Raw genomic sequence first — 24,722 nt, forward strand, 5'->3', positions numbered from 1 at the left:
GGCTTAATTGTCGCACGCCGTAACAAGGGAATGAAAAATTTGCCCCTGTAAGGTAGCCGAAAGGTTATGATATGTAATGGCTCATACTGCTTCCTACCGAGAAGAGGACTAGTCTTATATGGCTTCTTTCAATACTGACCTGCGCGATCTTGACCCAGATGTTTTCGGCGCTATCCAGGGAGAAATCTCCCGCCAGCGTGAAACCCTGGAAATGATCGCCTCTGAGAACTTCGTGCCGCGCGCCGTCCTGCAGGCACAGGGTTCTGTCTTGACCAATAAATACGCCGAGGGCTACCCGGGGCGTCGTTACTACGGCGGCTGTGAGCACGTCGATATTGTTGAGGATCTCGCCCGCGACCGTGCGAAGGCGCTCTTCAACGCGGAATTTGCTAACGTGCAGCCACACTCCGGCGCGCAGGCTAATGCCGCAGTCCTGGCCAGCATCGCGGAACCGGGCGATAAGATCCTCGGCCTGTCCTTGGCCCACGGTGGGCACCTGACCCACGGGATGAAGTTGAACTTCTCCGGCAAGCTTTACGATGTCGCAGCCTACGGCGTGGACCCAGAGACCATGCGCGTGGACATGGATAAGCTGCGCGAGCAGGCAATTAAGGAGAAGCCAAAGGTTATCATCGGCGGTTGGTCCGCCTACCCGCGCACCCTGGATTTCGCGGCCTTCCGCGAAATCGCCGATGAGGTGGGCGCTTACCTGTGGGTTGATATGGCCCACTTCGCGGGTCTGGTTGCCGCGGGCCTGCACCCGAACCCGGTAGAGCACGCCGATATCGTCTCCACCACCGTGCACAAGACCTTGGGCGGTCCGCGCTCCGGCATGATCTTGGCCAAGCAGGAATACGCAAAGAAGCTGAACTCCAATGTCTTCCCCGGCCAGCAGGGTGGACCGCTGATGCACGCGGTGGCGGCAAAGGCCATTTCCATGAAGATTGCGGCCAGCGAGGAATTCAAGGAGCGCCAGGAGCGCACCCTCGAGGGTGCCCGCATTCTGGCTGATCGCCTCTTGGCGGAAGATACACAGGCAGCTGGCGTCGACGTCGTCTCCGGCGGCACCGATGTCCACCTCGTCCTGGCGGATCTGCGCAATTCGCAGCTCGATGGTCAGCAGGCAGAAGATCTCCTGCACCAGGTAGGAATCACCGTCAACCGCAATGCGGTCCCGAACGATCCTCGCCCGCCGATGGTCACCTCGGGCCTGCGCATCGGCACCTCCGCCTTGGCCACTCGTGGCCTCGATGCGGAAGCCTTCACCGAGGTTGCCGATGTCATCGGTACCGCCTTGGCGCAGGGCAATAATGCCGATGTCGAGGCACTTCGCCGGCGCGTCGATAAGATCGCCGAGGACTACCCGCTGTATGAGGGCCTCGAGGACTGGAAGCTGGTTTAGTCCTTATCTTCTGAGGAATCCTCTGCGGCGTCCTTGTGGACGTCGTGGCCGCGAGCCTGCGCTAGCGTGGCGCGGGCTTGCTGCAGCCACTCCGGCTGCTTTTCCAAAAGCTCGCTGATTTCCGCGGTGGTCAGCGGCTTATCCATGTCATTCTTCTTTAGCGCGGTAACGGAAATGCCCAGTTTGTGGGCAACTTCCTGCCGGGGGTGGGGGCCTTCGCGGCGCAGTGTTTGCAGCCACTGCGGGGGATTGTGCTGCAGCTCGCGCAGTTCCTCGTGGCTTACTGCACTATTTTGAAATTCCTCGGGGGCGGCGGGCAGATAGATATTTAGCTTCTTAGCGGCGGTCTGCGCGCGCATCGCGGTACCGGACGGTTGCTGTTGGTTATGTTGTTCACTCACGGTTTAACCGTAGCACTTTCAGTAGACTGTGCTCCATGCTGCGCTTAGCCTTTGTTACCGGTACGCAACCTGGAAAATGGTTTCAGAGATTTCAGGACAATACTGCCCACGGCGGTTTATCCACCGTCGATGCGGATGACGGCATGGCGGAATTGCTCGCCGGGCACGCGGATGTGGCGCTGACCCGCTTGCCAGATGCGCGCCTGGATGACTCCTTCCACGTGGTCCGCCTCTATGAGGAGGCCCCCGGCGTTGCGGTTCCAAAGGACTCCGTCTATGCGGAGGTGGGCGAGGCGCTGGCGCTTGCCGATGTCTCCGATGAACACCTCAACTACCGCCTCACCGATGCCGGTGAGGTCGATATCGCCGCCGTGCGCGAGGCCCTGCAGGTGGTCGCGGCCAATGTGGGCATCGCCATCGCACCGCTGCCGCTGCTAAAAATCCTCAGCAAGAAACAGGTGGTTCCGCTTGCGCTGAAGGGCAGCGAGGTGCCGGTCACCGAAATTGCCTTGGTCTGGCGAAAGGCGGAGGATAGCGAGGCAATTCAGGACTTTGTGGGCATCGCTAAGGGGCGTACCGCCCGCTCCTCTAGGCAGGAAAAGCCGAAGCGCACGGCCCGTGAAAAAGCTAAAGCCAAACAGTCTCGAAGGATTGTTAACAATCCGTTACAAAAACAAAAGAAACGCCCTAAGCAGCGCAAACGGCGATGAACTGAAGCCTGAACCGCGCAAACCTCGGTGCACAGAGTGGCGGCATAGTGCACTTGGGGTCTACGGTGGGCTGCGCTCGCCTCAACGGCGGCCTAAAACTACAGTGAACTAATTTTCGGCTGAAAATCGAAAGGTAGATCTAGAAATGCGCAAGATGACTCGTCGTATCGCAGGTGGCTTCGCGGCCGCAACCCTCTCCGTTGCTCTCGTTGCATGCTCGGATGCAGAGGACGCCGCCGATGACGCAAAGGATGCCGCTGGCTCCGTAGCCGCAGACGCCTCGGATGCTGCTGGTTCTGCCGCATCCGATGCCACCGATGCCGCTGGTTCCGCTGCCGCAGAGGCAACCGGCTCTAAGGACGATAATGCAGAGGGCGCCAAGGGCGATACCCAGACCATCACCACCGCAAATGGCGAGGAAGAAGTTCCGGCTGACCTCGCCGCCGCCATCGAGGAAAAGCAGGCTGAGTGGGGCGACGTGCAGAGCGTAGAGTCCTCCGATAAGGGCACCCTGGCTACCTTCGAGGGTGGCAAGTACTTGGTCTACTCTGAGGAGACTGGCGCACAGCCGGTCATCGGCAAGATTGCTGAGACCTGGGTCAACGAGGGCGGCCTCGACGCCTCCGTTGGCCTGCCTACCAACCCAGAGGCTGACGCAACCGACGCAAACGGCTGGACCCAAGAGTTTAGCAACGGCACCATCTCCTGGACCGAGGGTGAAGACGGCCAATTCAAGGCTGATATCGAGGCCTAAAGGCTAAAATTCGGCGCCTGCCCAAGCGGCACGCCGAACACTCTCGTCACTTTCCCTGCGGGTTTTCCCGCAGGGATTTGTCGTTTTCTTAAAGTTCATCTTCCACCCATGTGATTTCAACCTTGGGTGCTTAGGTTGGGTGGCAACCCCTAAAGGATCGCGATCATTAGCGGTCCTGGGGGAGATAGACAAGGAAGAACAGCTTTCTACCGTTTCGCAAAGGAAGATTCCTGCCACCATGACTCGCCCCTCTGTACTTTCTACTCCACTAGGCACCACGGAAAATGACGTCGCTACCAAGACCTACGTCCTTGATACCTCGGTCTTATTATCTGACCCGTGGGCGCTGCGAAAATTCGCCGAACACGAGGTCGTCCTTCCCGTCGTGGTTATCTCTGAATTGGAAGGAAAACGTCATCACCCGGAGCTTGGCTGGTTCGCCCGCCAAGCTCTTCGCTTTTTGGAAGAGCTGCGCGCTACCTATGAGGCGCTTGACCAACCCGTTCCGGTCAACGTGGCCGGCGGTACCTTGCGGGTAGAGCTCAACCACCAAGATCAGTCGCTCTTGCCGGCCGCATTCCGCGGTCCGGAAGGAGACCACCGCATCTTGGCCTGCGCCTTGAACCTCGCGCACGAGGGCAAGGACACGGTCCTAGTGACCAAGGACGTACCGCTGCGCGTTAAGGCCGGCGCCGTAGGCGTGCAGGCCGATGAATACCACGCCCAGGATGTCATTTTGACCGGGTACTCCGGTATGGCCACCGCCTATACCACCACGGATGTCATCGATGCCCTCTACAGCGATGGGGAAGTGCTGCTCGATGGGGCCGTCACGGACGATGACACCCCAGTGGAAGACCTGCCGGTGCACTGCGGCATCACCTTGGTTGCCGGAGCGCAATCTGCCCTGGGCCGCATCATGCCGGACGGGGCGATGCGCCTGGTACGCGGCGATCGAAATGCCTTTGGCCTGCAGGGTCGTTCGGCGGAACAGCGCATCGCCCTCGATCTCCTGTTGGACCCGGAGGTTGGCATCGTGTCCATCGGCGGTAGGGCAGGCACCGGCAAATCCGCGCTGGCCTTATGCGCCGGCTTGGAGGCGGTCTTAGAGCGCGGTGAGCACCGCCGCATCGTGGTCTTCCGGCCCATGTACGCCGTCGGCGGGCAATCGCTGGGGTACCTGCCGGGCTCCGAATCAGAGAAGATGAACCCGTGGGCCCAGGCGGTCTATGACACCTTGGAAGGTCTAGTCTCTGACAATGTCCTGGAGGAGATCCACGAGCGTGGGCTCATCGAGGTCCTGCCACTGACCCATATTCGCGGCCGTTCTTTGCACGATGCCTTCGTTATCGTGGACGAGGCGCAGTCGCTGGAGCGCAATGTTTTGCTTACCGTGCTCTCGCGCTTGGGGGAAGGCTCGCGAGTAGTACTCACCCATGACGTTGCCCAGCGCGATAACCTGCGGGTGGGCCGCCACGATGGGGTACAGGCGGTCATCGAAAAGCTCAAGGGCCATGAGCTCTTCTCACACATTACCCTTCAGCGTTCGGAGCGCTCTGCCATTGCGGAGCTGGTAACGGATCTGTTGGAGGGCAATGGCTAAGGGGAGGGATGAAAGCGTGTTCGCAGACAGCGAATTTAATCAAATTTATATGGCAAAAATCACCCAAGACCAGTAATAATGGTGCCTATGAGCGAGAACGCCAAGCAAACGTCTGCGGACGAAAAGAAAAAGGATTTCCGTATCCGGCCCTTCACGTCGGCCGATTACCCGCAGATGCGGGAGATCTACGAGCAGGGCCTGCAAACCGGCCATGCCACCTATGAGACCCGTTCCTTGACCTACGAGGAGTTTACGAATTCCAAGATCATGGCTTCGGTGCACGTAGCCGTTGAGGCGGACGATGATTCCAAGGTATTGGGGTGGGTTTCGGCCGCCCCGATTTCCTCGCGCACCGTCTTCCACGGCGTCGTGGAGGATTCCATCTACTTGGGATCTGATGCCCAAGGCCGTGGCATTGCCGGGGCCTTGCTCGATTGCCTCATTGAGGTGTGCAAGGACCTGCACAAGTGGGCCATTCACTCCTGGATCTTCCCAGAAAATGAAGGCTCTGCGGGCCTTCACAAGTCCCGCGGCTTTGAAAAGGTCGGCACCTACTCCCACATGGCCAAGATGACCTATGGCGAGTTGGCCGGTCAGTGGCGCGATACCGATGTCTACGAACTCCTGCTTCCCAAGCCGGAGGAAAAGAACCGCTAAATACAACCGTGCCTCGTAACCACGAAGGCCGTAGCGCTGCCGAGGGAATTAATAATCTCGGTCGCTACGGCCTTTGGTCGTTTTCTACTTCGCGAGGCCGCCGGTTGGGTAGGCGAGGGCGGACTCGATGGGAGCATCGGCAAGCGGCAGGCTTTCGCGCAGCGCATGCAGCTCCCCTAATCGATCGTCTCCTTCAGGCGCTCTTCGCGCAGGGGAAGCAGGACGAGTAGGGCGACGATGACGAGCGGAACCATCAGCGCGATGACCGGGGTGAGGCCATCGTTATAGGAATTGAGGATCGCTTGCTCGAGGGGCTCTGGCAGGGAAGAGACCATATCCGGGGTGAGGCTATTGGCATTGCCATTGGCGCTATTGAACTTCTCAGCATAGGCCGCGCCCTCGGGGCCCAGCTGCTGGATGGCCTGCGGCAGGCGGTTGGCCATCTCATCCTGCATGTTGTTGATGAACATGGAACCAACCAGGGAAGCGCCCAGGGCAGAACCGATCTGGCGGAAGAAGTTATTCGCCGCGGTAGCCGTGCCCACCTGGGACAGTGGGAAGGAGTTCTGAACAATGAGCACGAGCACCTGCATGACCATGCCCAGGCCAATGCCGAAGGCAAGGAATTCGAAGCCGAGCTGAATGAGGGACGTGTCTACCGATAGGCGGGACATCCAGAACAGGGCGCCTGCGGTAATGGCTAGGCCGACAAGCGGGTAAATCTTGTAGCGGCCGGTGCGGGCGATGATGAAGCCGACGCCGGTAGAGGTGCCGATAAGGCCAATCATCATCGGAATCATCATCAGGCCAGCGCTGGTGGGCGATAGGGTATGGACCATCTGCAAGTAGGTGGGCATATAGCCCAGCACCCCAAACATGGCCAGGCCCAAGATGACGCCGGATAGGGTGGTCAGGGCCATATTGCGATTCTTGAACAGGCGAACCGGGATGAGTGGTTCGGCAGCGCGCAATTCCACGATGATGGTAATGATCGCACCGACGAGGGTGATGGCGCCGAGGGTGAGGATCATGGAGGAATCCCAGTCATACTCGGTGCCGCCCCAGGTGGTCATGAGGATAAGGGAGGCGGTGGTAATGGCGATGAAGGTGGCGCCGAGCCAGTCAAAGCGCTTCATATCGGCCTGACCCACACGCAGGTTGAGTACCAGGATGCAGACCACCATGGCCAGCAGGCCGAGCGGGATATTCATCCACATGCCCCAGCGCCAGCCGGGGCCATCAGTAAACCAGCCGCCCAAGACGGGGCCAAGGACGGAGGACAGGCCGAAGACGCCGCCCATGATGCCCATGAACTTGCCACGCTCACGGGAGGAGGTGACCTCGGCGATGATGGACTGTGAGGAGATCATCATGAACCCAGCGCCAAAGCCTTGCACGGCGCGGGCGATGATGAGCACCGTCATGGAATCGGCGAAACCGCCGATGGCGGAGCCCACGACGAAGACGGCGATGCCGCCAATGTAGAGCCACTTGCGGCCCAGCATGTCACCCAGCTTGCCGGAAATCGGCATGGCGATGGTCATGGTGACAAGGAATGCGGAGATGACCCAGCTCATGTGGTCAACGCCGCCAAGCTCACCAACAATCGTTGGCAAAGCGGAAGAGAAAATCATCTGGCCCAGCGAGCTCATCAACATGGTGAGCACTAGCGCAGAGAAAATGAGCCCCAGGTTATCCGCCCGCGACTGGCCCTGCGCAGGAGCCTTTTCGGCTGTATCTACCATCGGATTCCTTTCATAACATCATTAATCAAAGTCAGTGAATCATTCAGACGCGAACTCAGGGCGTCGCTGCAATCGCTATCGGGGGCGGCGATGGAAAGCCAGAGGGCCTCGCGGACCACTCCGGCGATGACCATGGCCTCCGTTGCCGTGGAATGGTCCTCGAGGACGCGCAGTTCCGGTTCCCAGTCAAGGCGCTCCTCAATGAGCCCAATAAGCTCGATGGATTTCGCCCGCTTGCGGCTAATGGAGGCGGCGGCCGCCTCTGGGTCATTAGCAATGCGCTTGCGTCGCTCCCGAATCGTGGGATTAACGTGATGGCCCTCCATGTGCTGCTCAACCAGGTTAAGGACGAGCTCCATGATGTTGGTGGTGGGCTCGTGGAGGAAATACTCGCGCATTTCCGCGGTGAAGTCAGCGCTTGGCGCCCCAAGCACGGCGGATTCCTTCGAATCGAAATAATTAAAAAACGTGCGCCGAGAAATACCGGCTAGTTCGCAGATCTCTTCAATAGTGACCTCGCCAAAGGAATGCTTATCCACCAATTCGGTGGCGGCATCCTCAATGCGTAGCCGCGTTTCTAGGCGTTTCTGCTCGCGTAGTGATAGTTCTTCTTGCACAAAATGCAACTTTACACTCGGTGCAAACTTGCACCAAGTGCAAAATGGGTGATTTTGTAGATGTGTACGCTGAATCTATGTTGTAGTTCACAGCCTGCGCTTGCCGATGCCCCTTTCTTTACCCGCGCTTGCCATGCCTGGGAAGCGCGTCGAGGCATGCGAAAACCCCCGCTCAGAAGTGATTTCCGAGCGGGGTTACAGCGCTAAAAGCGGCTGAGATTAGATATTGTCGCGCTCGCGGTTGGTCATGCTCAATACATCCAAGCGCTTGTCCAGCTCTTCCTCGGTGAGGTTCTCGCCGTCAACAAAGCCCAAGTCGATAACGGCCTGGCGGACGGTGATCTTCTCATTGAGTGCGTGCTTTGCGGCCTTGGCGGCGTTCTCGTAGCCGATGGCGGAGTTCAGCGGGGTCACGATGGAGGTGGAGGACTCCGCGAAGTGCTTCATGCGCTCCTCGTTGGCCTCGATGTGGTCGACGCACTTCTCAGCAAAGACGCGGGCGGAGTTGGCCAGCAGGCGAGCGGACTCGAGCACGTTGCGCGCCATCATCGGGATGAAGACGTTGAGCTCGAACTGGCCCTGTGCGCCGCCGAAGGCAACGGCTGCGTCATTGCCCACGACCTGGCCGGCCACCATGGTAACCGCCTCAGGGATAACCGGGTTGACCTTGCCCGGCATGATGGAAGAACCAGGCTGCAGGTCCTTCAGGTGGATTTCTGCCAGGCCGGTCAGCGGGCCGGAGCCCAGCATGCGCAGGTCATTGGCAATCTTGTTGAAGGACACGGCCACCGAGCGCATGGCGCCGGAGAACTCTACGAGGCCATCGCGGTTAGCCTGTGCCTCGAAGTGGTTTTCTGCTTCCTTCAGCTTCTCAACGCCGGTGAGCTTCTTGAGCTCCTCGGTCACCTTGCCGCCGAACTCAGCGGAGGTATTCAGGCCGGTACCGGTTGCGGTACCGCCGATGGCGAGCTCGCCCAAGCGCGGGAGGGTAGCCTCAATGCGCTCGATGCCGAGCTCCACCTGGCGGGCGTAGCCGCTGAACTCCTGGCCCAAGGTGATTGGGGTGGCGTCCATGAGGTGGGTGCGGCCGGCCTTGACGACGTCCGCGAATTCCTTCGCCTTCTTGGTCAGGGACTCGTGCAGGACCTTCAGGCCCGGGATGAGGTCATTGACGGCTGCTTCCGTGGCCGCTACGTGGGTAGCGGTGGGGAAGGTGTCATTGGAGGACTGGCCCATGTTGACGTCATCGTTCGGGTGAACCTCGACGCCCTGCTTATGTGCCAGGGAAGCGATGACCTCGTTGGTGTTCATATTGGACGAGGTGCCGGAACCGGTCTGGAAGACGTCAATGGGGAAGGCATCGTTGTGCTTGCCTTCTGCGATTTCCTTCGCAGCGGCGATAATGGCGTCTGCCTTTTCCGCATCCAGGCTGCCGGAATCCTTATTGACCTGTGCGCATGCAGCCTTGAGCAGGCCGAGCGCGCGGATCTGCGCATCTTCCAGGCCGCGGCCGGAGATGGGGAAGTTGTCTACCGCGCGCTGAGTTTGTGCGCGCCACAGGGCATCGGCGGGAACTTTAACCTCGCCCATAGTGTCATGTTCGGTACGGTATTCGGTCATGAAAATCACCTCGGTTAATTGAATGTGTGCGTCTACCCCCAGTATGGCGAAAAGCTAAAAACTAGAGCGCGAAAAGCCCGAGCCCGCCCCGCCATTTGGGGGTGAGGTTTAGTTCTTGGTGGGGTCCGAGTAGTCCACGACGGAGTATTCCTGCAGCTTAGCCAGCTTGTGGAAGGAATCGACGTAGCGAATGGTGCCGGACTTGGAGCGCATGACCAGCGAACGGGTGGAGGCACCATTATTGCGGTAGGAGACACCGCGCAGCATGTCACCGTTGGTCACGCCGGTGGCGGCGAAGTAGCAGTTCTTGGAGGAGACCAAGTCATTGGTGCCCAAGACCTTATCCAGGTCGTGTCCGGCGGCGCGGGCCTTTTCCGCTTCCTCTTCATCCTTTGGCCACAGCTTGCCTTGGATTTCGCCGCCCATGCACCGCATGGCGCAGGCAGTGATGATGCCCTCAGGGGTGCCGCCAATGCCCATCATCATGTCGATGGAGTTGGAATCCTGGCAGGTAGCGATGGCGCCTGCCACATCGCCGTCCATGATGAGGCGCACCTTGGCGCCAGCCTCGCGGATCTCCTGGATGAGCTTTTCGTGGCGCGGGCGGTCCAAAACCACCACGGTGACATCCGCGGTGCGCAGGCCCTTCGCCTTGGCCACGGACTCGATATTCCACTGCACGGACTGGTTGATATCGATGGAACCGACGGCTTCTGGGCCCACGGCGATCTTTTCCATGTAGAAGACCGCGGACGGGTCATACATGGTGCCGCGCTCAGCGGCGGCGATCACGGAAATGGCATTGGGGCGGCCCTCAGCCATCAACCGCGTGCCGTCCACGGGATCCACGGCGATGTCCATCGCCGCACCCTCACCGGTGCCGACCTCTTCGCCGTTGAAGAGCATCGGGGCCTCATCCTTTTCGCCCTCACCAATGACGACGACACCCTTCATCGCCACGGAGTTAATCAGCTTGCGCATGGCATCGACTGCCGCGCCATCGCCCTCATTCTTCATGCCACGACCAACCCAGCGGCCAGAGGCCAAGGCGGCGGCTTCGGTCACGCGCACCAGCTCCATGGCCAAGTTACGGTCGGGCAAATAAGAAGTATTTTCGGACATGTGTAGTGGTTGCCTTCCATGTGTTCTCACCGTGGGGGTAATTCCCACGCGCTTAGTGTTCTACTTTTCCTATTCTGGCACTTTTTGGCGCCAATAGGTCCGATTTGGGGCCCCTTTTGTGGGGATTTTCCTTGTTATTGGCGGCATTAACGGCGCGAATGTGCGCACGCGGGAGGCATGTGGCACTTTCACGGCGGCTCATGCGATACTAAGGCGCGTGGCAGCAGAACAAAGACCGAAGATTTTCGAAGGCGCTCGCGACATCATTTTGTCCCTTTCCGTAGTGGTCGTCATGATGTTGCTCGTGGTGGGCGCGACCGGGCTCTGCTCGGTCAATCCGGAAACAGCGCAAGGCCCAGTCCAAGAGGTAGACGAGGAGACCTTCCTGGATACGCAGGCCCGCGCCGGTATTGGCGCCATCCGAGATCCCCAGATGCCTGAAGGCTGGCAGGCCAATGCGGCCCGCCGCTCGCAGCTAGGCGGCGAGACAGCCACCGTCGTCAGCTGGCTGACTGCGGACGGAAACTACGTGGAATCCACCCAAACGCAGGTTTCTGCAGAAGACGCGGGCGAAAAATACGATGCGAACTACCGCGGGCTGAACTCTACGCGCGAGGTAGCCGGCCACCAGGTGCGCGTGCTGGCAAGCGATGACGATTCGGTGCGCCGCTTGTGGATTGTTGACCTGGGCGATGCCCGCCTCATCATCTCTGGCGCGGCCCCCGATGAAGAATTCGCCGCCGCCACCGAGGCCTTTATCAAGGCCAAGCCTATAAGCGGAAAGTAACCTCGCTGAGCCCCTCAGAGTCCGCTTCCACCGTGATTCCTTCAGTATTACCGGTGGCTTCTTCTAAGCCAGCGGCATCCAGGCCGCTCAGCCGCGTCTTTTCTAGGTAGACATCCACGCGCTCGCGCTGAGAACGCTGCGGGTAGATGGAGACTTGGACCACGTGGGCATCGGCAAGCAGCAGCACGATGGACCGGGAAAAGTAGCTGAGTTCCTCCTCGGTGCCCGAAACCTGGGTGCTGGTATGCGCCGGCCCGAAGAACTCCTCTACCAGCGCGCGGGAATCGCCGCCCATGATGGAGCCTGCCGATGCCGATTTGGATACGAAATCAATCCGCTTTCCCGGGTAACCATAAATCTGCACTACTCTTCACCCTCCTCGGCCTGCTGCTCGTTGTTTTCTGCCTTCTCTAGGGCATCTTCCACGCGCTTGGAGGCGCCATCCAGGTGGGACTCGCACGTGCGGGCAAGCGCCTCGCCGCGCTCCCAGTACTTCAGGGACTCGTCCAGGCCCATCTGGCCGAGCTCTAAAATCTTGACGGTCTCAATGAGCTCATCGCGCGCCTGCTCGTAGCTCAACTCCTCTACGGGAGTAAAGGCATCCTGGCCCGGCTGGCCGGAACCAATGGTTTCATCTGACATCAGCAATTCTCCTACTATTTCTGGCTAATCGGCGGCCTGGGAGGCCATGGACACGGCGGTGATGGAACCATCGCCCACGCGAATTCGCAATTGCGCGCCGGGCGGTGATTGCTCATAAGAGCTGACGACCTCCGGATCGCTGCCATTTTTGGGCAAGACCTGGACAATAGAATACCCACGGGCAAGCGTGGCGGAAGGCCCCAAAGCAGAAACCCGCGCGCGCAGGGACTCCACGTGCCGGGTCTCGCGATCCAGCAGCACCCGCAGCTCGCGGCGCATACTCGTGCGCATGCGCTCGACCTCCTCGCGGCGGGCGCGGATGGGCGTCATCGGATCGGCCAGCACCGGGCGCGAGCGGATATTATTCAATCCACGGCGCTCACGTTCCACCCAGCCGCGCAAGGCCGCCGCCATGCGGGATCGCGCCTCAGCGATGACCGCGCGTTCCTCTGCTACCGACGGGACCACGCGCTTGGCGGCGTCCGTCGGGGTAGCCGCGCGCAGATCCGCCACGTTATCGAGCACCGGGCTATCCGGCTCGTGGCCAATCGCGGAGACCACCGGGGTACTTGCGGCCACGACGGCGCGTTGCAGGGCTTCTTCAGAAAAGGGCAGGAGGTCTTCGACGGAACCGCCACCGCGGGCGATGATGATGACATCGATCTGCGCATCGGCGTCGAGCTCCTGCAGGGCGGAAATCACCTCGGGGACGGTATTCGCCCCCTGGACCGCAGTATTAATGACGCGGAATTGCACGGCCGGCCACCGGTCGCGGGCAACCGCCATGACATCGCGCTCGGCGGCAGAACCGCGGCCTGTAATCAGGCCGATTTTCTGCGGGAGGTAGGGAAGCGGGCGCTTGCGCGCGGGATCAAAGAGGCCTTCTGCGGCAAGCTGCGCGCGTAGCTTTTCGATGCGCGCCAACAAATCGCCGATGCCTACGTGCCGGATCTCCGTGGTCCACAGGGAAAAGGATCCGCGGCCGGCATAAAAGGCGGGCTTGCCGTGCACGATGACGCGGTCGCCATCTTTTAGCGGCGTGGGCAAGTTGTGCAGCATTGAGGACGAGCAAGTCAATTGCACCGACTTTTCCTGCTGGACATCGCGCAGGGTGAGATAGGACAGCTTCCAGGTGGGCTTGTAATTAATCTGCGTTAACTGGCCTTCCACCCACAGGTATCCTAGGCGCTCGATCCATCCCTTCACCTGGTCATTGACCTGGCCCACGGGCCACGGGGTCTCTGGAGTATTTGCCGGTTGGTTCACGCAGCCACCCTTTCCTTGTACAGCGCCATACAGTGCCTTTTAGTGTAGGTGCTCAGGGCCCGTGGCGCCCCGCTTGGGTGGCCTAGATGGGCGCTTTCCCTGCTGGATAGGCCTTACTATTGTTTTGCTTTACCTTTCGATACTCTGGGAGGCATGACTGATGGTAAAAATGTTCTCCTCGCGGCACCGCGCGGTTACTGCGCTGGAGTGGACCGCGCCGTCGAGACCGTAGAAAAGGCGCTAGAAAAATACGGCGCACCCATTTATGTGCGCAAGCAAATCGTCCACAACCGTTATGTCGTTGAATCTTTGGCCAAGCGCGGAGTCATCTTCGTTGAAGAGGCCGCCGAGGCCCCAGAGGGTGCCCACCTCGTCTTTTCCGCCCACGGCATTTCCCCGGCGGTGCGCAATCAGGCGCAAGAGCGCAAGCAACTGACCCTGGATGCCACCTGCCCCTTGGTGACCAAGGTGCACAAGGAGGCCCAGCGTTTTGAGCGCGATGGCTACCACATCCTCCTCGTGGGCCACGAAGGCCACGAAGAGGTAGAAGGCACCGCGGGCGAGGCCCCCGATGTTACGCACCTGGTCGATGGTATCGACGGCGTGGACAAGCTGCCGGATTACCTGCAGGATGAAAAGCTCATTTGGCTTTCGCAGACCACGCTCTCGGTGGATGAGACCGTAGTCATCGTCAATAAGCTGCGCGAGCGTTTTCCGCACCTGCAAAACCCGCCGTCAGATGATATTTGCTACGCCACCCAAAACCGGCAAGAATCCGTCAAGGCCATCGCGCCGAAGTGCGATCTGATGATCGTGGTGGGTTCTAAGAACTCGTCCAACTCGGTGCGCCTGGTAGAGGTAGCACTCGAGGCGGGTTCGCGCGACTCCCACTTGGTGGATTTTGCCGAAGAAATCGATGAAGCATGGCTTGACGGCGTAGCGACCGTTGGCGTGACCTGTGGCGCCTCCGTGCCAGAGCTTTTGGTGCGCGAGGTGCTCGAATACTTGGATGATCGCGGCTTTAATGACGTGGAGCAAGTGACCACCTCCACCGAATCCATCACCTTCGCGCTGCCGCGCGACCTGCGCCCCGCGCGCACCTAGCGCGTAACCGCCTAGAGGCAACGAAAAACCGTGAGCCCCGCGGCCTCGTAAAGAGCGCCGGGAGCTCACGGTTTTATTTACTCATAGAGATTATCGTCCCACCGCTGCTTCTTGGCAGCCTCGTCTTTTGCTGAAGAGGAGGGGCCTCGTTCGGGAGCCGGTGGTATCACGTCCCCCGCGCGCCGGTTCGGATCCGGCTGCAAGCGATTTTCGCGTTCTGCCTGTTGCTCGCGGCGGCGCTCTTCTCGGTCGCGTCCGCGGATGCGATCCTGCGGCGGTTGCGCCTGTGCATGCGATCTGCGGCGGGAGGCGCGTGGGGACTGAACCTGTCCGTTTTCGGTTCTATCGCGCGCCATGAGCTCCGCCACGGAGAGCCGCTCAGCGCGGTTTTGGCGGTCCCGCTTCATGTCCGCGCGCCGCGATACCTTTTGCTGGTTGACGGCGCGCTGGGCGGTCTTGCGGAACCGCATCCAACGAATGATGCCGATTGCAGCCGCGCCGAGGACCGCGATAAGCAACCACAGGAAGTTCTGGACCATCGGGTACACGGAGGTCAGCAGCGACGTCTTAGAAAAACTGGTGCCTTCCGGGGCATTGGACTTGGTGATGACGATTCCCGCCGTCACCACGGTTACCGCGTAGAAGATGGGGATGGACGCGATGGACAGGAATAAGCCCCGCTCCTCAACGATGAGCGCTATGAGTAGCGAGCTGATGATGAGGAAGGCAAAGTACATCCAGCCTATGGAGCCGGCAAGAATGGAAATCAATGCGCCGGTGATCAAAAGTGCCGCCAATAGCCCAAGGCCTTTCAGTAGCGAGATGCTCGGCATGCTTAGGCGTTGCGCGGCGGTAGGCTTTCGTTGTTTGGCTAGTGACACGTCGCAAAATCCTACCGCCTGGCGCGGGCCAATGGCTATATCCACGCAGTGAAACCGCCTAGAATTTAGGAATAATTTGTCCCGCGCGGCCACGTATCAATGGGGGAGGGCTCGCGAGGCGCCCGGTTTGTGCGGCCGGGAATCTCCATTTCGTGGAGCTTGCGGGCGGTCACGCCCACCCGCGAATCCAGCGAAGAGAGCGTGGAATTATAGGCCTCCACTGCCTTTTCGAGGCTCTGGCCCACCTTGCCGTAGTGCTCCGAGAGCGTATTGAGCCGCGAATAGAGCTCGCGGCCTAGGCGCTGGACTTCTTTTGCTTTGGCGGAAATATCTTCCTGGTGCCATCCCATGGCCACCGTGCGCAAGAGCGCGAAGAGCGAGCTCGGGGTGGCGATGACGACGTTGCGTTCAAAACCAAACTCGATGAGCTCAGGATCGACCGACAGCGCCGCATCGAGGAAGGGATCCGCGGGCACAAAAAGCACCACGAATTCCGGGGTGGGCTGGAAGGCCTCAATATAGTCCTTGTGGGACAGCGCCTGGATGTGGCTGCGCAGCTGGTGCGCGTGGCGGCGCAGGTAGCCAGCGTGTTCTTCTGGATCCTCGGTTTCTAGCGCGTCGAGGTAGGAAGAAAACGGGACCTTGGCATCGACGATGATATGCCTGCCGCCGGCCAAGTTGATGAGCATATCCGGGCGCACGATGCGGCCGTTTAGGGGAGCTGAAACTTGGGAATCGAAGTCCACGTGCCTTGTCATGCCGCCGAGTTCGACGACGCGCTCTAGCTGAATCTCGCCCCACCGGCCGCGCACATTGGGCGAGCGCAACGCGGTAACGAGCTGATCCGTGCGCTCCGTGAGCCGGGACGAGGTGCGGGTCACCGCCTGCACTTGGCTGGATAGTGAGGCCAAGTGGGCGGTGCGGTCTTCTTCCAGTTCTTGTAACTGGAATCCCAGCCTATCCATGGCCTTTTCTAGCGGTTGCAGCTCGGCCTGGCGGCGCTGCGATTCCTGCAGCGCCCGGTGCTCCTCGCTCGGCGTGGAGCGAGACGCCGAATGGGAGTGGGCCAACCACCCCAGCACGGCGCCCAATAAGAGACCGATGAACAGCAGCAGCACGGGCAAAGTGGAAGTCATGGGATCCACTATGGCACGCGGCGCGGACACGCCTGACTATTTATTCGAATCTCCGTTCAAAAGATTTTCGAAGGCATCCCGCGCCCGGCGCAGGTTGGAGCGCATGCTCGGATCGTCATAGTCTTCCGGGGTGGAATCGACGTCGACGGAATCATCCAGGGTGTTAGACGCGCCATCGGATGCGGCGTCGGCGCCTGCGATATCGGGGTTGGCGTGTTCTGGGACCTTGCGCCACTGCTCGCGCTTGTATTGTGCCTGCTCTTCGGTATAGCGGCCGATGAGATAGCCCGCGACGGTGGAGTAGTTGAGCTCGGAGGAGTGCTTTTCCCCGGATTGCAGCTTCATCATGTCCTGCACGTAGCGATAAGCCACCGCGATCATGGCGGCGGTCGGCACGGCCAGGAATCCACCGATGAGCCCAAAGAGCGCGGAACCGACGATGACGGAGACCAAAACAATAACCGGGTGCAGGTTCATGGCCTTTGCCTGCAGCCACGGCGAGAGTACATTGCCTTCAAGCTGCTGGACCAAAAGGACAAGGCCCAGGACCAACAGGGCTTGGGTAAAGCCCAAAGACACCAAGGCGATAACGACCGCGAGCGCGCCAGAGACGATGGCGCCGACAAACGGGATGAAGCCGGCGATGAAGGTGATGATTGCCAGGGCCATCGCCAAGGGCACGCCGATGAGAACGAGGCCGAGGCCGATAAAGATGGCATCGATAAGCGAGACCACCGCCTGTGCCCGAATGAATCCGCCCAGGGTATTCCAAGCGCGCGTGAGCAATTCAGTAAGGTGCCAGCCCGCGCGCCGGCCGGTGGCATCGCGCAGCCACGGCAGGAACTTGGCGCCGTCTTTCAGGAAGAAGAAGGTGAGCACCAAGACGATGAATACCGTGATGAAAAATGAGGTGGCATTACCGATGCCCGTAAATACCGACCCAGCAATTACGCCGGCGCGCTCCTGCAGCCAGCCCGCGGCCTCGTCGATATAGGTGCTCATATCGTCGCTATCGAGGTTCAGGGGCGGGCCCTGGGCCCATAGCTGCAGCTGCTGAATGCCGGAGACCGTTTGCAGGTAGAGCGACTGGGATTGCCGCATAAAGTCCGGCGCCACTGAGGCGATGAGCCCGCCGACCGCGGCCGAGGAGATAAGGATCGTCGTAATCGCCGCCAAGCCCGCGGGTAGGCCCTTTGTGCGCATCCACCGCGCGATGGGGTTTAAGACGGTACAGATAATAAGGGCCAAGAGCACCGGGAGGATGCCTTGCCAGAAGCTGCCTAGGACGTGATAGATCGCAAAAAGGAACACGCCGATGATCAACAGGCGTACGGCCCACAGGGAGGTCGACTTCACCATTTCGCCCGCGATGACGGAGCGATCGACCTGATTGCCCGGGGGATGTGGCGATACATCGTCCAATTGGCTGGTGTCGAAGTCACCGTCCAATTTATCGCCCGGGCTTGCCTGCGGCTTTTCGGGTTTTGGTTGCTTATCAGAACTCACCCCACCATCTTGCCTCATAACGTGGTAGGTGCGTTAGGATTAGCCCCGTGAGTCTTACACTAGGAATCGTCGGCTTGCCCAATGTGGGCAAGTCCACTTTGTTTAATGCCCTGACCCGTTCCGAAATCCTGGCGGCCAACTACCCATTCGCCACCATCGAGCCCAATGTCGGCTTGGTGGAGCTGCCGGATCCCCGTTTGGACACCCTCGCCAAGATGTTCAATTCCGAGCGCATCTTGCCGGCGACCGTGTCCTTCGTGGATATCGCCGGCATCGTCGCAGGCGCCTCGCAGGGCGAGGGCATGGGTAACGCCTTCCTAGCTAATATCCGCGAGGCCGACGCCATCTGCCAGGTGGTCCGCGCCTTTTCTGATGACAATGTCATCCACGTCGATGGCCAGGTAGATCCCGGCAACGACATTTCCGTTATTAATACGGAGTTGATTCTGGCGGATCTGCAGACCATCGAGAAGGCCCTGCCGCGCCTGGAAAAGGATGCCCGGAAGAATAAGGACTTGGCACCCGTGGTGGAGGCAACCAAGAAGGCGCAGGAAATCCTGGAGGATGACCGTACCCTCTTCGCCGCCGCCAAGACCGGCGAGATCGATCTCTCCCTCGTGCGCGAGCTGCACCTGATGACGGCTAAGCCCTTCCTCTATGTCTTTAACTCGGATGAGGCTGTGCTTACCGATGCCGCCAAGAAGGACGAACTGCGCCAGCTCGTCGCCCCAGCAGATTGCGTCTTCCTCGATGCACAAACCGAGTCCGAGCTCTTGGAGCTGGATGAGGACGAGGCAAGCGAGCTGCTCGAGGCAGTAGGCCAAGAAGAGCCCGGCTTGGCTACCTTGGCCAAGGCCGGTTTTTCCACCTTGGGCCTGCAGACCTACCTCACCGCCGGTGAAAAGGAAACCCGCGCGTGGACCATTAAGCAAGGCGCCGCCGCACCCCAGGCCGCTGGCGTTATCCACACCGACTTTGAAAAGAAGTTCATCAAGGCTGAAATCGTCTCCTTCGACGATCTCGTTGCCGCCGGCTCCATGGCCGAAGCGCGCGCCAACGGCAAGGTCCGTCAAGAAGGCAAGGACTACATCATGCACGATGGCGACGTGTGTGACTTCAAGATCGGTGGCTAAATCCTAGCTTGTTGCAGGTCGCGGGAGTAGACGTGGCGAGTGCGCGAATTTAGAGTTATCCTATTTGCGTACTTAACAACAATAAGGAGGTCATAATAATGGCTGAGCTAGAAAACAAGACGATCGCAATCATTGCTACCAATGACTTTGAAGACTCCGAGCTGACCTCTCCGCTGGAGGCCGTGCAGAAGGCTGGTGCCACCGTAAAGGTATTGGCACCTAAGGCCGGCACCATTACGGGCAAGAACGGTACCGAAATTAACGTTGATGCTACGACCAAGGACTCCGAGGGTGAGACCTTCGACGGCATCATCTTGCCTGGCGGCACCAATAACGCCGACCTCATCCGCTTGGACGAGGCAGCCGTTAGCATTGTGCGCAAGCACATGGGCGAGGACCGCCCCTTGGGCGCCATCTGCCACGGCGGTTGGATCCTAGCCGATGCAGAAGCACTCAAGGGCCGTACCTTGACGTCCTTCCCGTCCCTGCAGACCGATCTCCGCAACGCAGGTGCTACCTGGGTTGATGAAGAGGTCCACTGCGACCAGGGCTTGGTCTCCTCCCGTACCCCTGATGACCTGCCTGCATTCAACGCGAAGTTGGTTGAAGAGTTCGCAGAGGGCCAGCACTAAATTAGGCTAGAGCCTTAATTACTCCCTACGAGCCAGAGCGTGAGAATCCTTCTGGTTCGTAGGGAGTTTTTCGTCTCTAGCGGCTGCAGGGCCCATGGGAAGATTCAGGCTTTGGCTGTATTTTTCCCCTTCCCTCTGTCTGCTAACCTATGAAGCCAGAAGGGGAGTAGTTCCTACGGCGCTTATTGCGCCGCGATGACTGGTCGACACACTGGCCTAAAAGCCCGGCCACTCAGCATCGATGCCTTTGATGCGAACGAGACCTTCGGACTGATTTTGGTTGCCGAAGGGAGAGTAGTAGGCCTTGTCTTCTTTAAGTTCTGAACAGCGCATTTTAGAGCGCTTTATGAAGTTGTCCATCGCCGCGGCGGTGGCGACGATTATCTTGAAATCCCTGGCGGCCTGGCTAACGGGCTCGGTAGGTTTCTTCTCTGACGCCCTTGAGTCCCTCGTGAACCTCGCAGCCGCCATCGCGGGCTATTGCGCCTTGCGCATTTCCGCCAAGCCTGCCGACCACAATCACCACTTTGGCCACGGCAAGGCCGAGTATGTGTCCGCGTTGGTAGAAGGCGCGATGATCTTCCTTGCCGCTGGTGCCATCATCTACACCGCGATCCAGCGCCTCATTACTCCCCAGCCCGTTGAAGAAGGCGGCTGGGGCTTAGCGCTGTCGCTCTTGTCCTCGTTGCTCAATCTGGGCGTCGGCTTGGCCTTGATTAAGGCGGGAAAGCGCTATCGTTCAGCGACGCTGAATGCCGATGGGCACCACCTGATTACTGACGTGTGGACCTCTGCCGGCGTTCTCGTCGGCATGGCTGCGGTGTATCTGACGGGCTGGTTGTGGCTCGATGCGCTTGTAGCCTTGGCGGTTGGCATCAATATCTTGTGGACGGGATTTAAGATTTTGCGCGAGTCCGTCAGTAGCCTGCTTTCTGAGGCCCTGCCTCAAGAAGAGCAGGATCAAATTTGGGATCTCTTGGCTGACTTAGAAAAAGAAAAGTCCGTGACCTTCACGGATCGGCGCACGGTAGCCTCCGGCAGGCAAAGGATGGTCTACCTGACCATGGAGGTGCCGGCGAGCTGGAGCGTTTTATACTCGCACGAGATTGCCGATGACGTCGAAGTCGCCCTCGACCAGCTTTTCCCCGGATGCAGCGTGTTTATCCACGTGGAGCCGGCCGGCGTCGCGCATCGCCGCCCACTTCCATTCCAGCAATAAATTAAGGCCCAAGGCGTACTGCCCTGGGCCTTCGTTCGCGATTTATTAAGCCTTGACGCTTACTTCCTCGTCGGAGTCTTCCTCCATGATGTGCTTGACGCCATTTTCGGCTTCATCCCACACCTCTTGGTTCTGGATGCCTGCGCGCTTGGCGACGACCGTCGCGCACAATGCCTGACCCGTGACGTTCAGCGCCGTACGGCCCATGTCAATGATGGGCTCAACGGCCAGCAGCAAACCGACGCCAGCCAACGGCAGTCCCAGCGTGGACAGGGTCAGCGTGAGCATTACCGTTGCGCCAGTGGTACCTGCGGTAGCAGCAGAACCAATGACGGAGACGAAGATGATGAGCAGGTACTGCGTGAAGTCCAGGTCTACGCCGTAGAACTGCGCAACGAAGATCGCAGCAACAGCAGGGTAGACGGAGGCGCAGCCATCCATCTTCGTGGTAGCGCCGAGTGGTACTGCAAAGGAAGCGTACTCGGTGGGAACGCCCAATGCCCGTTCGCTAAAGCGTTGCGTTGCAGGCATAACACCCATGGAAGAACGGGTGACAAAGCCCAAGGAGGTTACCGGCCAGATGCGCTTGTAGAAGCCCTTGACCGGAATATTGTTGAACTTCAGCACTGCAGGGTAGACCACGGCGAAGACGATGGCCAGACCCACATACATTGCCAAGACGAACTTGCCCAGCGAGCCAAGTGCGTCCCAACCGTAGGTAGCAACGGCCTTACCGATAAGCGCTGCGGTACCAATCGGTGCTAGGCGGATGATCCACCACAGGACTTTCTGGATGACCTTGAGGAAGGACTCCGTAAAGTGCAAGAACGGATCGGCTGCCTTACCGGTCTGTACGGCGGCAATGCCAATGGCCAAGGAAATAACCAGCAGCTGAAGCGCACCGAAGTTGAGGGTAACTTCGCCATCGCTAGCAGAGGCCGTAAGCCCGATGAAGTTTTGAGGGAGCAGCTGCTCGAAGAAGGCAGTCCACGAACCGACGCTCGATGGATCCTTTGCAGCGGATGCATCGACGCTCGCGCCAGCACCGGGCTTCATGACCAATGCCACGACGATGCCCACGATGACGGAGAAGAACGCCGTAATGGCGAACCACATCAACGTAGAAACGGCCAAGGATGCGGCATTGGCAACCTTGCGCAGGTTAGCCACAGAGGTGACCACCGCGGCGAAGATGAGCGGTGGAACCATGACCTTCAATAGCTGGACATAGGCGCCACCGACACCGCTGAGCAGATTGGTCAGCCACCCTGGATTATCAGGATCGGTATCCATGCCAGATGCGATCAGTCCCAGGATAAGGCCGATGATAAGGCCCGCAATGACTTGCGCGCCAAACCCTGTTGCCCAGCTAGGGAGCTTGGAGCGAGAGGAAACTTTTTGTGTCATAGAACGTCCTTTAGAAATCAACTGAACAGGTCTGACTATTTTCTTAGTACGGTTCTGTTCAACTTCAACCCGTCTTACTTTATTCCATGCGTCAAACCACAAGGAAAAGGGTCTCGTTTCCAGCTGCGATGCCGTTAAGACTGCTTTGTAGACTAAGCAGTTCAGCGCCGGTGTACCCTCTTACCCACACCGAGCCATTCAATCTGCGCCCCTCAATCCTCATCCGCCGATCCCGCGCTTCATCCCTTGTCCTGCAACCCCACCCTTCAATCCTCATCCTGTAACCCGCCCTTCGCGCTCACCGCGAGCCTCATTTCGGTTAGCGCTCCTATCCCCCGTAAGCGCGAAGGGTGGGGAGAGGGGGATGGCGCAAACAAGATGCTGGGTGTACCCAATAGGTAGCCCGTGAACCTCCTGGTACCTTTACTCTTATTTCTTTTACAGGAGGTAGAGGCATGGGCTGGATAAAGCCATTAATTGGCGTTGCCGTACTCGGTGGCGTGGTGTCGATGGGAGTCGGTGCAGCGAATAGTGATGAGCGCGCAGTGGTTAATCGCGTCATCGATGGCGACACCATAGACGTCATGCTTGATGGCGAAAAGACAAGGGTTCGACTCCTCAATATCGATACTCCCGAAATTGGGCGCAATGGGAAGCCCAGCGAGTGCTTAGCGGAAGAAGCCAAGGAGTACCTCGAAGGTCGATTGCCACAAGGAACCGAGGTGACACTGGAATACGACGAGGAGAAGACTGATAAGTATGGGCACACGTTAGCCGGTGTCTTTCTTGGTGGCGATCTCGTAAATGCAGACATTGCTGCTGAGGGGCTTGCAGTTGCCAAAAAGATTGGCGCTAATGGCAAGTTCTATAACGAGGTAAAAGAAGCAGAAAGCGGGCCGCGGACTAAGGGCACGGGAGTCTTCGGGGTTTCCGATGAATGCCAAGTATCCAGCGATAAAGAGATGGCAGAGTCACTTCAGCAAGCTAAAAGTGCTACGGCTGCTGCCGCTGGGATCGGAATTATTGCTGCCAACATCGACAGCGACGACGACGGTGGGGCCGCAAAGGCTCTGGCCCAGATCGACGCTGCCCGGAAGGGGTTGGACGCCTTGCGTGGACGTAGCGATGATCGCAGTGAGTTCCAAAAAGCCGCATATCCAGAAGCTCCAGAGCGCTTGGCAAAACAGATGGAGAAGGAACTATCTGAACATGAAGAAGAAATTGAGGAACAGGTAGAGACCGCCGAGCGGGAAAAGGCGAAAGAAGAGGAGCGAAGGGAACGGGAGCGCGAGAGCCAGGAGGCGGCTGAGCGAGAAGCGGCGGAGCGAGAGGCCGAGCGCGAGAGGCGACTGGCAGAAGAAGCTGCACATGTAGACGCCACAGCGCCCGCCGCAGGGTCTAATTCAAACACGGCCGGAAGCCAGTACGTGGCCCCGCAACCGCAGAAGGCACCGAGCGTGGATACCTACACCGGGTGTCGCGCATACGGCGGCAACTACGCCTTTACCTCCGTGGACAAGAAGGGCCGTGCCTACGCAAAGATTGATTGCACGACCAAGCAACAAATCGGTTAGCTGCTCAGTTTTCACCACCCCGCCCTTCGCGCTCACCGCGAGCACAGCGCCCCGCTAAAAGGCCGCCGCCGGTGAGCGCGAAGGGCGATGGGGCACTACGAGGAAACTAAGAGGACCGCGTGAAATCAAAGCAGCGGGCCACCGTCAGCTGCCATACTGGAATGATGAAGATTCTGGTAACTGCTTTTGATGCCTTTGGTGGCGAAGAAATTAACCCTACGGAACGCGCGCTGGATCGCTTGCCGGATGAAATCGGTGGCGCGCAGATTATTAAGCATCCTGTGCCAACAGTGTTCGGTGAAGCACTGAAGCAGGCCATTGCTGTGGCCGAGAAAGAAAACGTGGACGCGGTGGTCTGCCTGGGACAGGCCGGCGGGCGGGGCCATATCACTCCGGAGCGGGTGGGCATCAACTTGGCGGATGCTTCTATCCCGGATAATGCTGGTAACCAGCCCAGCGATGAACCAGTGGTTGAAGGTGGCCCGGCCGCGTACTTTTCCACCCTGCCGGTCAAGGCAATGGTTGCAGCGATTCAGGAGGCGGAGATTCCAGCGCAAGTCTCGACCACGGCGGGAACATTCGTCTGCAACCACCTGCTCTATGGACTGTTGCACCATTTCAAAGATACGCAGGTAAAGGCGGGATTTATCCACGTTCCGTTTATTAAGGAGCAGAATAAGGAAAACAGCCCGATGCTGGAGCTTACGGACGTCGTGCAGGGCGTGGAGCGCGCGATTAGTGCCGTGGCGAAAAGTGCTTAGGGTGGCCTTGCTAGAGAAATTTTCCGCCCAAATATAGATTTAA

At 59.2% G+C, this 24,722-nt stretch carries 24 protein-coding genes; 12 read left to right on the forward strand and 12 right to left on the reverse strand.

The genetic code is table 11. The annotated features are described in order from the left end of the window. Window positions 1-118 precede the first annotated feature (118 nt). Complete coding sequence (gene glyA, locus HMPREF1267_RS04830; RefSeq protein WP_023028595.1) at window positions 119-1,402, forward strand: serine hydroxymethyltransferase; 1,284 nt, start codon at window positions 119-121, stop codon at window positions 1,400-1,402. Here the strand turns inward: glyA and HMPREF1267_RS04835 are convergent. Continuing rightward, entirely contained in the window at window positions 1,399-1,761 is a 363-nt protein-coding gene (locus tag HMPREF1267_RS04835; RefSeq protein WP_023028596.1) for a DUF5997 family protein, read from the reverse strand. The genes glyA and HMPREF1267_RS04835 overlap by 4 nt on opposite strands. A 77-nt stretch (window positions 1,762-1,838) precedes the next feature. Between HMPREF1267_RS04835 and HMPREF1267_RS04840 the strand changes: the two genes are divergently transcribed. The 4 genes from HMPREF1267_RS04840 to HMPREF1267_RS04855 all read left to right on the forward strand — a co-directional run bounded on the left by HMPREF1267_RS04840 (window position 1,839) and on the right by HMPREF1267_RS04855 (window position 5,527). After that, a complete protein-coding gene (locus HMPREF1267_RS04840) occupies window positions 1,839-2,513 on the forward strand; it encodes a LysR family transcriptional regulator substrate-binding protein (protein WP_023017691.1) in 675 nt (224 codons plus the stop codon). A gap of 154 nt (window positions 2,514-2,667) precedes the next feature. Next, the gene (locus HMPREF1267_RS04845) at window positions 2,668-3,267 is read left to right on the forward strand and encodes a hypothetical protein (RefSeq protein WP_311197646.1); all 600 of its coding nucleotides are present in this window, start codon (window positions 2,668-2,670) and stop codon (window positions 3,265-3,267) included. Window positions 3,268-3,505: 238 nt separating this feature from the next. After that, window positions 3,506-4,870, forward strand: a complete 1,365-nt coding sequence (locus HMPREF1267_RS04850; protein WP_023017693.1) for a PhoH family protein — start codon at window positions 3,506-3,508, stop codon at window positions 4,868-4,870. A 78-nt stretch (window positions 4,871-4,948) separates the two neighbouring features. Continuing rightward, the gene (locus HMPREF1267_RS04855; protein WP_005280037.1) at window positions 4,949-5,527 is read left to right on the forward strand and encodes a GNAT family N-acetyltransferase; all 579 of its coding nucleotides are present in this window, start codon (window positions 4,949-4,951) and stop codon (window positions 5,525-5,527) included. A gap of 176 nt (window positions 5,528-5,703) precedes the next feature. Here HMPREF1267_RS04855 and HMPREF1267_RS04860 read toward each other — a convergent pair whose 3' ends face one another. From HMPREF1267_RS04860 to glpX, 4 genes are all read right to left on the reverse strand, one after another. Beyond that, on the reverse strand, window positions 5,704-7,272 hold the full coding sequence (locus HMPREF1267_RS04860) for an MDR family MFS transporter (RefSeq protein WP_023017695.1): 1,569 nt from the start codon (window positions 7,270-7,272) through the stop codon (window positions 5,704-5,706). Then, window positions 7,266-7,889: a TetR/AcrR family transcriptional regulator gene (locus HMPREF1267_RS04865; protein WP_023017696.1), complete on the reverse strand. Its 624-nt coding sequence runs from the start codon at window positions 7,887-7,889 to the stop codon at window positions 7,266-7,268. Before HMPREF1267_RS04865 ends, HMPREF1267_RS04860 begins: the two co-directional genes overlap by 7 nt. Window positions 7,890-8,108: 219 nt before the next feature. Next, a complete protein-coding gene (locus HMPREF1267_RS04870) occupies window positions 8,109-9,509 on the reverse strand; it encodes a class II fumarate hydratase (RefSeq protein WP_023017697.1) in 1,401 nt (466 codons plus the stop codon). Between the two features lie 108 nt (window positions 9,510-9,617). Continuing rightward, window positions 9,618-10,631, reverse strand: a complete 1,014-nt coding sequence (gene glpX, locus HMPREF1267_RS04875) for a class II fructose-bisphosphatase (protein WP_023017698.1) — start codon at window positions 10,629-10,631, stop codon at window positions 9,618-9,620. A 217-nt stretch (window positions 10,632-10,848) separates the two neighbouring features. Between glpX and HMPREF1267_RS04880 the strand changes: the two genes are divergently transcribed. Continuing rightward, on the forward strand, window positions 10,849-11,418 hold the full coding sequence (locus HMPREF1267_RS04880; RefSeq protein WP_034666895.1) for a DUF4245 domain-containing protein: 570 nt from the start codon (window positions 10,849-10,851) through the stop codon (window positions 11,416-11,418). Here the strand turns inward: HMPREF1267_RS04880 and HMPREF1267_RS04885 are convergent. From HMPREF1267_RS04885 to xseA, 3 genes are read right to left on the reverse strand one after another with little or no spacing between them, the layout of a single operon-like run. Next, window positions 11,402-11,782: a hypothetical protein gene (locus HMPREF1267_RS04885; RefSeq protein ID WP_005280051.1), complete on the reverse strand. Its 381-nt coding sequence runs from the start codon at window positions 11,780-11,782 to the stop codon at window positions 11,402-11,404. The genes HMPREF1267_RS04880 and HMPREF1267_RS04885 overlap by 17 nt on opposite strands. Further along, window positions 11,782-12,060, reverse strand: coding sequence for an exodeoxyribonuclease VII small subunit (locus tag HMPREF1267_RS04890; protein ID WP_005280052.1), 279 nt, complete (start codon window positions 12,058-12,060; stop codon window positions 11,782-11,784). The genes HMPREF1267_RS04885 and HMPREF1267_RS04890 overlap by 1 nt, the downstream gene beginning before the upstream one ends. 24 nt (window positions 12,061-12,084) lie before the next feature. Continuing rightward, window positions 12,085-13,326: an exodeoxyribonuclease VII large subunit gene (gene xseA / locus HMPREF1267_RS04895; protein ID WP_023017700.1), complete on the reverse strand. Its 1,242-nt coding sequence runs from the start codon at window positions 13,324-13,326 to the stop codon at window positions 12,085-12,087. A gap of 153 nt (window positions 13,327-13,479) precedes the next feature. On the opposite strand from xseA, the gene HMPREF1267_RS04900 reads away from it, so the two are divergent. Beyond that, entirely contained in the window at window positions 13,480-14,430 is a 951-nt protein-coding gene (locus tag HMPREF1267_RS04900) for a 4-hydroxy-3-methylbut-2-enyl diphosphate reductase (RefSeq protein WP_023017701.1), read from the forward strand. Between the two features lie 77 nt (window positions 14,431-14,507). On the opposite strand, the gene HMPREF1267_RS04905 is transcribed toward HMPREF1267_RS04900, so the two are convergent. The 3 genes from HMPREF1267_RS04905 to HMPREF1267_RS04915 all read right to left on the reverse strand — a co-directional run bounded on the left by HMPREF1267_RS04905 (window position 14,508) and on the right by HMPREF1267_RS04915 (window position 17,971). After that, window positions 14,508-15,311, reverse strand: a complete 804-nt coding sequence (locus HMPREF1267_RS04905) for a DUF6542 domain-containing protein (RefSeq protein WP_232215106.1) — start codon at window positions 15,309-15,311, stop codon at window positions 14,508-14,510. Window positions 15,312-15,376: 65 nt separating this feature from the next. After that, entirely contained in the window at window positions 15,377-16,447 is a 1,071-nt protein-coding gene (locus HMPREF1267_RS04910) for a DNA recombination protein RmuC (protein WP_023028598.1), read from the reverse strand. Between the two features lie 36 nt (window positions 16,448-16,483). Continuing rightward, complete coding sequence (locus HMPREF1267_RS04915) at window positions 16,484-17,971, reverse strand: AI-2E family transporter (protein ID WP_034653586.1); 1,488 nt, start codon at window positions 17,969-17,971, stop codon at window positions 16,484-16,486. Between the two features lie 29 nt (window positions 17,972-18,000). On the opposite strand from HMPREF1267_RS04915, the gene ychF reads away from it, so the two are divergent. From ychF to HMPREF1267_RS04930, 3 genes are all read left to right on the forward strand, one after another. Further along, window positions 18,001-19,086 (forward strand): redox-regulated ATPase YchF, encoded by a 1,086-nt coding sequence (gene ychF, locus HMPREF1267_RS04920; protein WP_005280062.1) that lies wholly within the window; start codon window positions 18,001-18,003, stop codon window positions 19,084-19,086. 98 nt (window positions 19,087-19,184) lie between these two features. Further along, window positions 19,185-19,718: a type 1 glutamine amidotransferase domain-containing protein gene (locus HMPREF1267_RS04925; protein ID WP_005282146.1), complete on the forward strand. Its 534-nt coding sequence runs from the start codon at window positions 19,185-19,187 to the stop codon at window positions 19,716-19,718. A gap of 346 nt (window positions 19,719-20,064) precedes the next feature. Next, on the forward strand, window positions 20,065-20,937 hold the full coding sequence (locus HMPREF1267_RS04930) for a cation diffusion facilitator family transporter (protein ID WP_023017705.1): 873 nt from the start codon (window positions 20,065-20,067) through the stop codon (window positions 20,935-20,937). A gap of 45 nt (window positions 20,938-20,982) precedes the next feature. On the opposite strand, the gene HMPREF1267_RS04935 is transcribed toward HMPREF1267_RS04930, so the two are convergent. After that, window positions 20,983-22,344 (reverse strand): dicarboxylate/amino acid:cation symporter, encoded by a 1,362-nt coding sequence (locus HMPREF1267_RS04935; RefSeq protein ID WP_005280065.1) that lies wholly within the window; start codon window positions 22,342-22,344, stop codon window positions 20,983-20,985. Window positions 22,345-22,799: 455 nt separating this feature from the next. On the opposite strand from HMPREF1267_RS04935, the gene HMPREF1267_RS04940 reads away from it, so the two are divergent. Both HMPREF1267_RS04940 and pcp read left to right on the forward strand, forming a co-directional pair. After that, window positions 22,800-23,918: a thermonuclease family protein gene (locus HMPREF1267_RS04940; protein ID WP_023028599.1), complete on the forward strand. Its 1,119-nt coding sequence runs from the start codon at window positions 22,800-22,802 to the stop codon at window positions 23,916-23,918. Window positions 23,919-24,037: 119 nt separating this feature from the next. Continuing rightward, complete coding sequence (gene pcp, locus HMPREF1267_RS04945; RefSeq protein ID WP_023028600.1) at window positions 24,038-24,679, forward strand: pyroglutamyl-peptidase I; 642 nt, start codon at window positions 24,038-24,040, stop codon at window positions 24,677-24,679. Window positions 24,680-24,722: the final 43 nt, after the last annotated feature.

It is taken from the genome of Corynebacterium sp. KPL1824 (genome assembly GCF_000478095.1).
GTDB lineage: Bacteria > Actinomycetota > Actinomycetes > Mycobacteriales > Mycobacteriaceae > Corynebacterium > Corynebacterium accolens.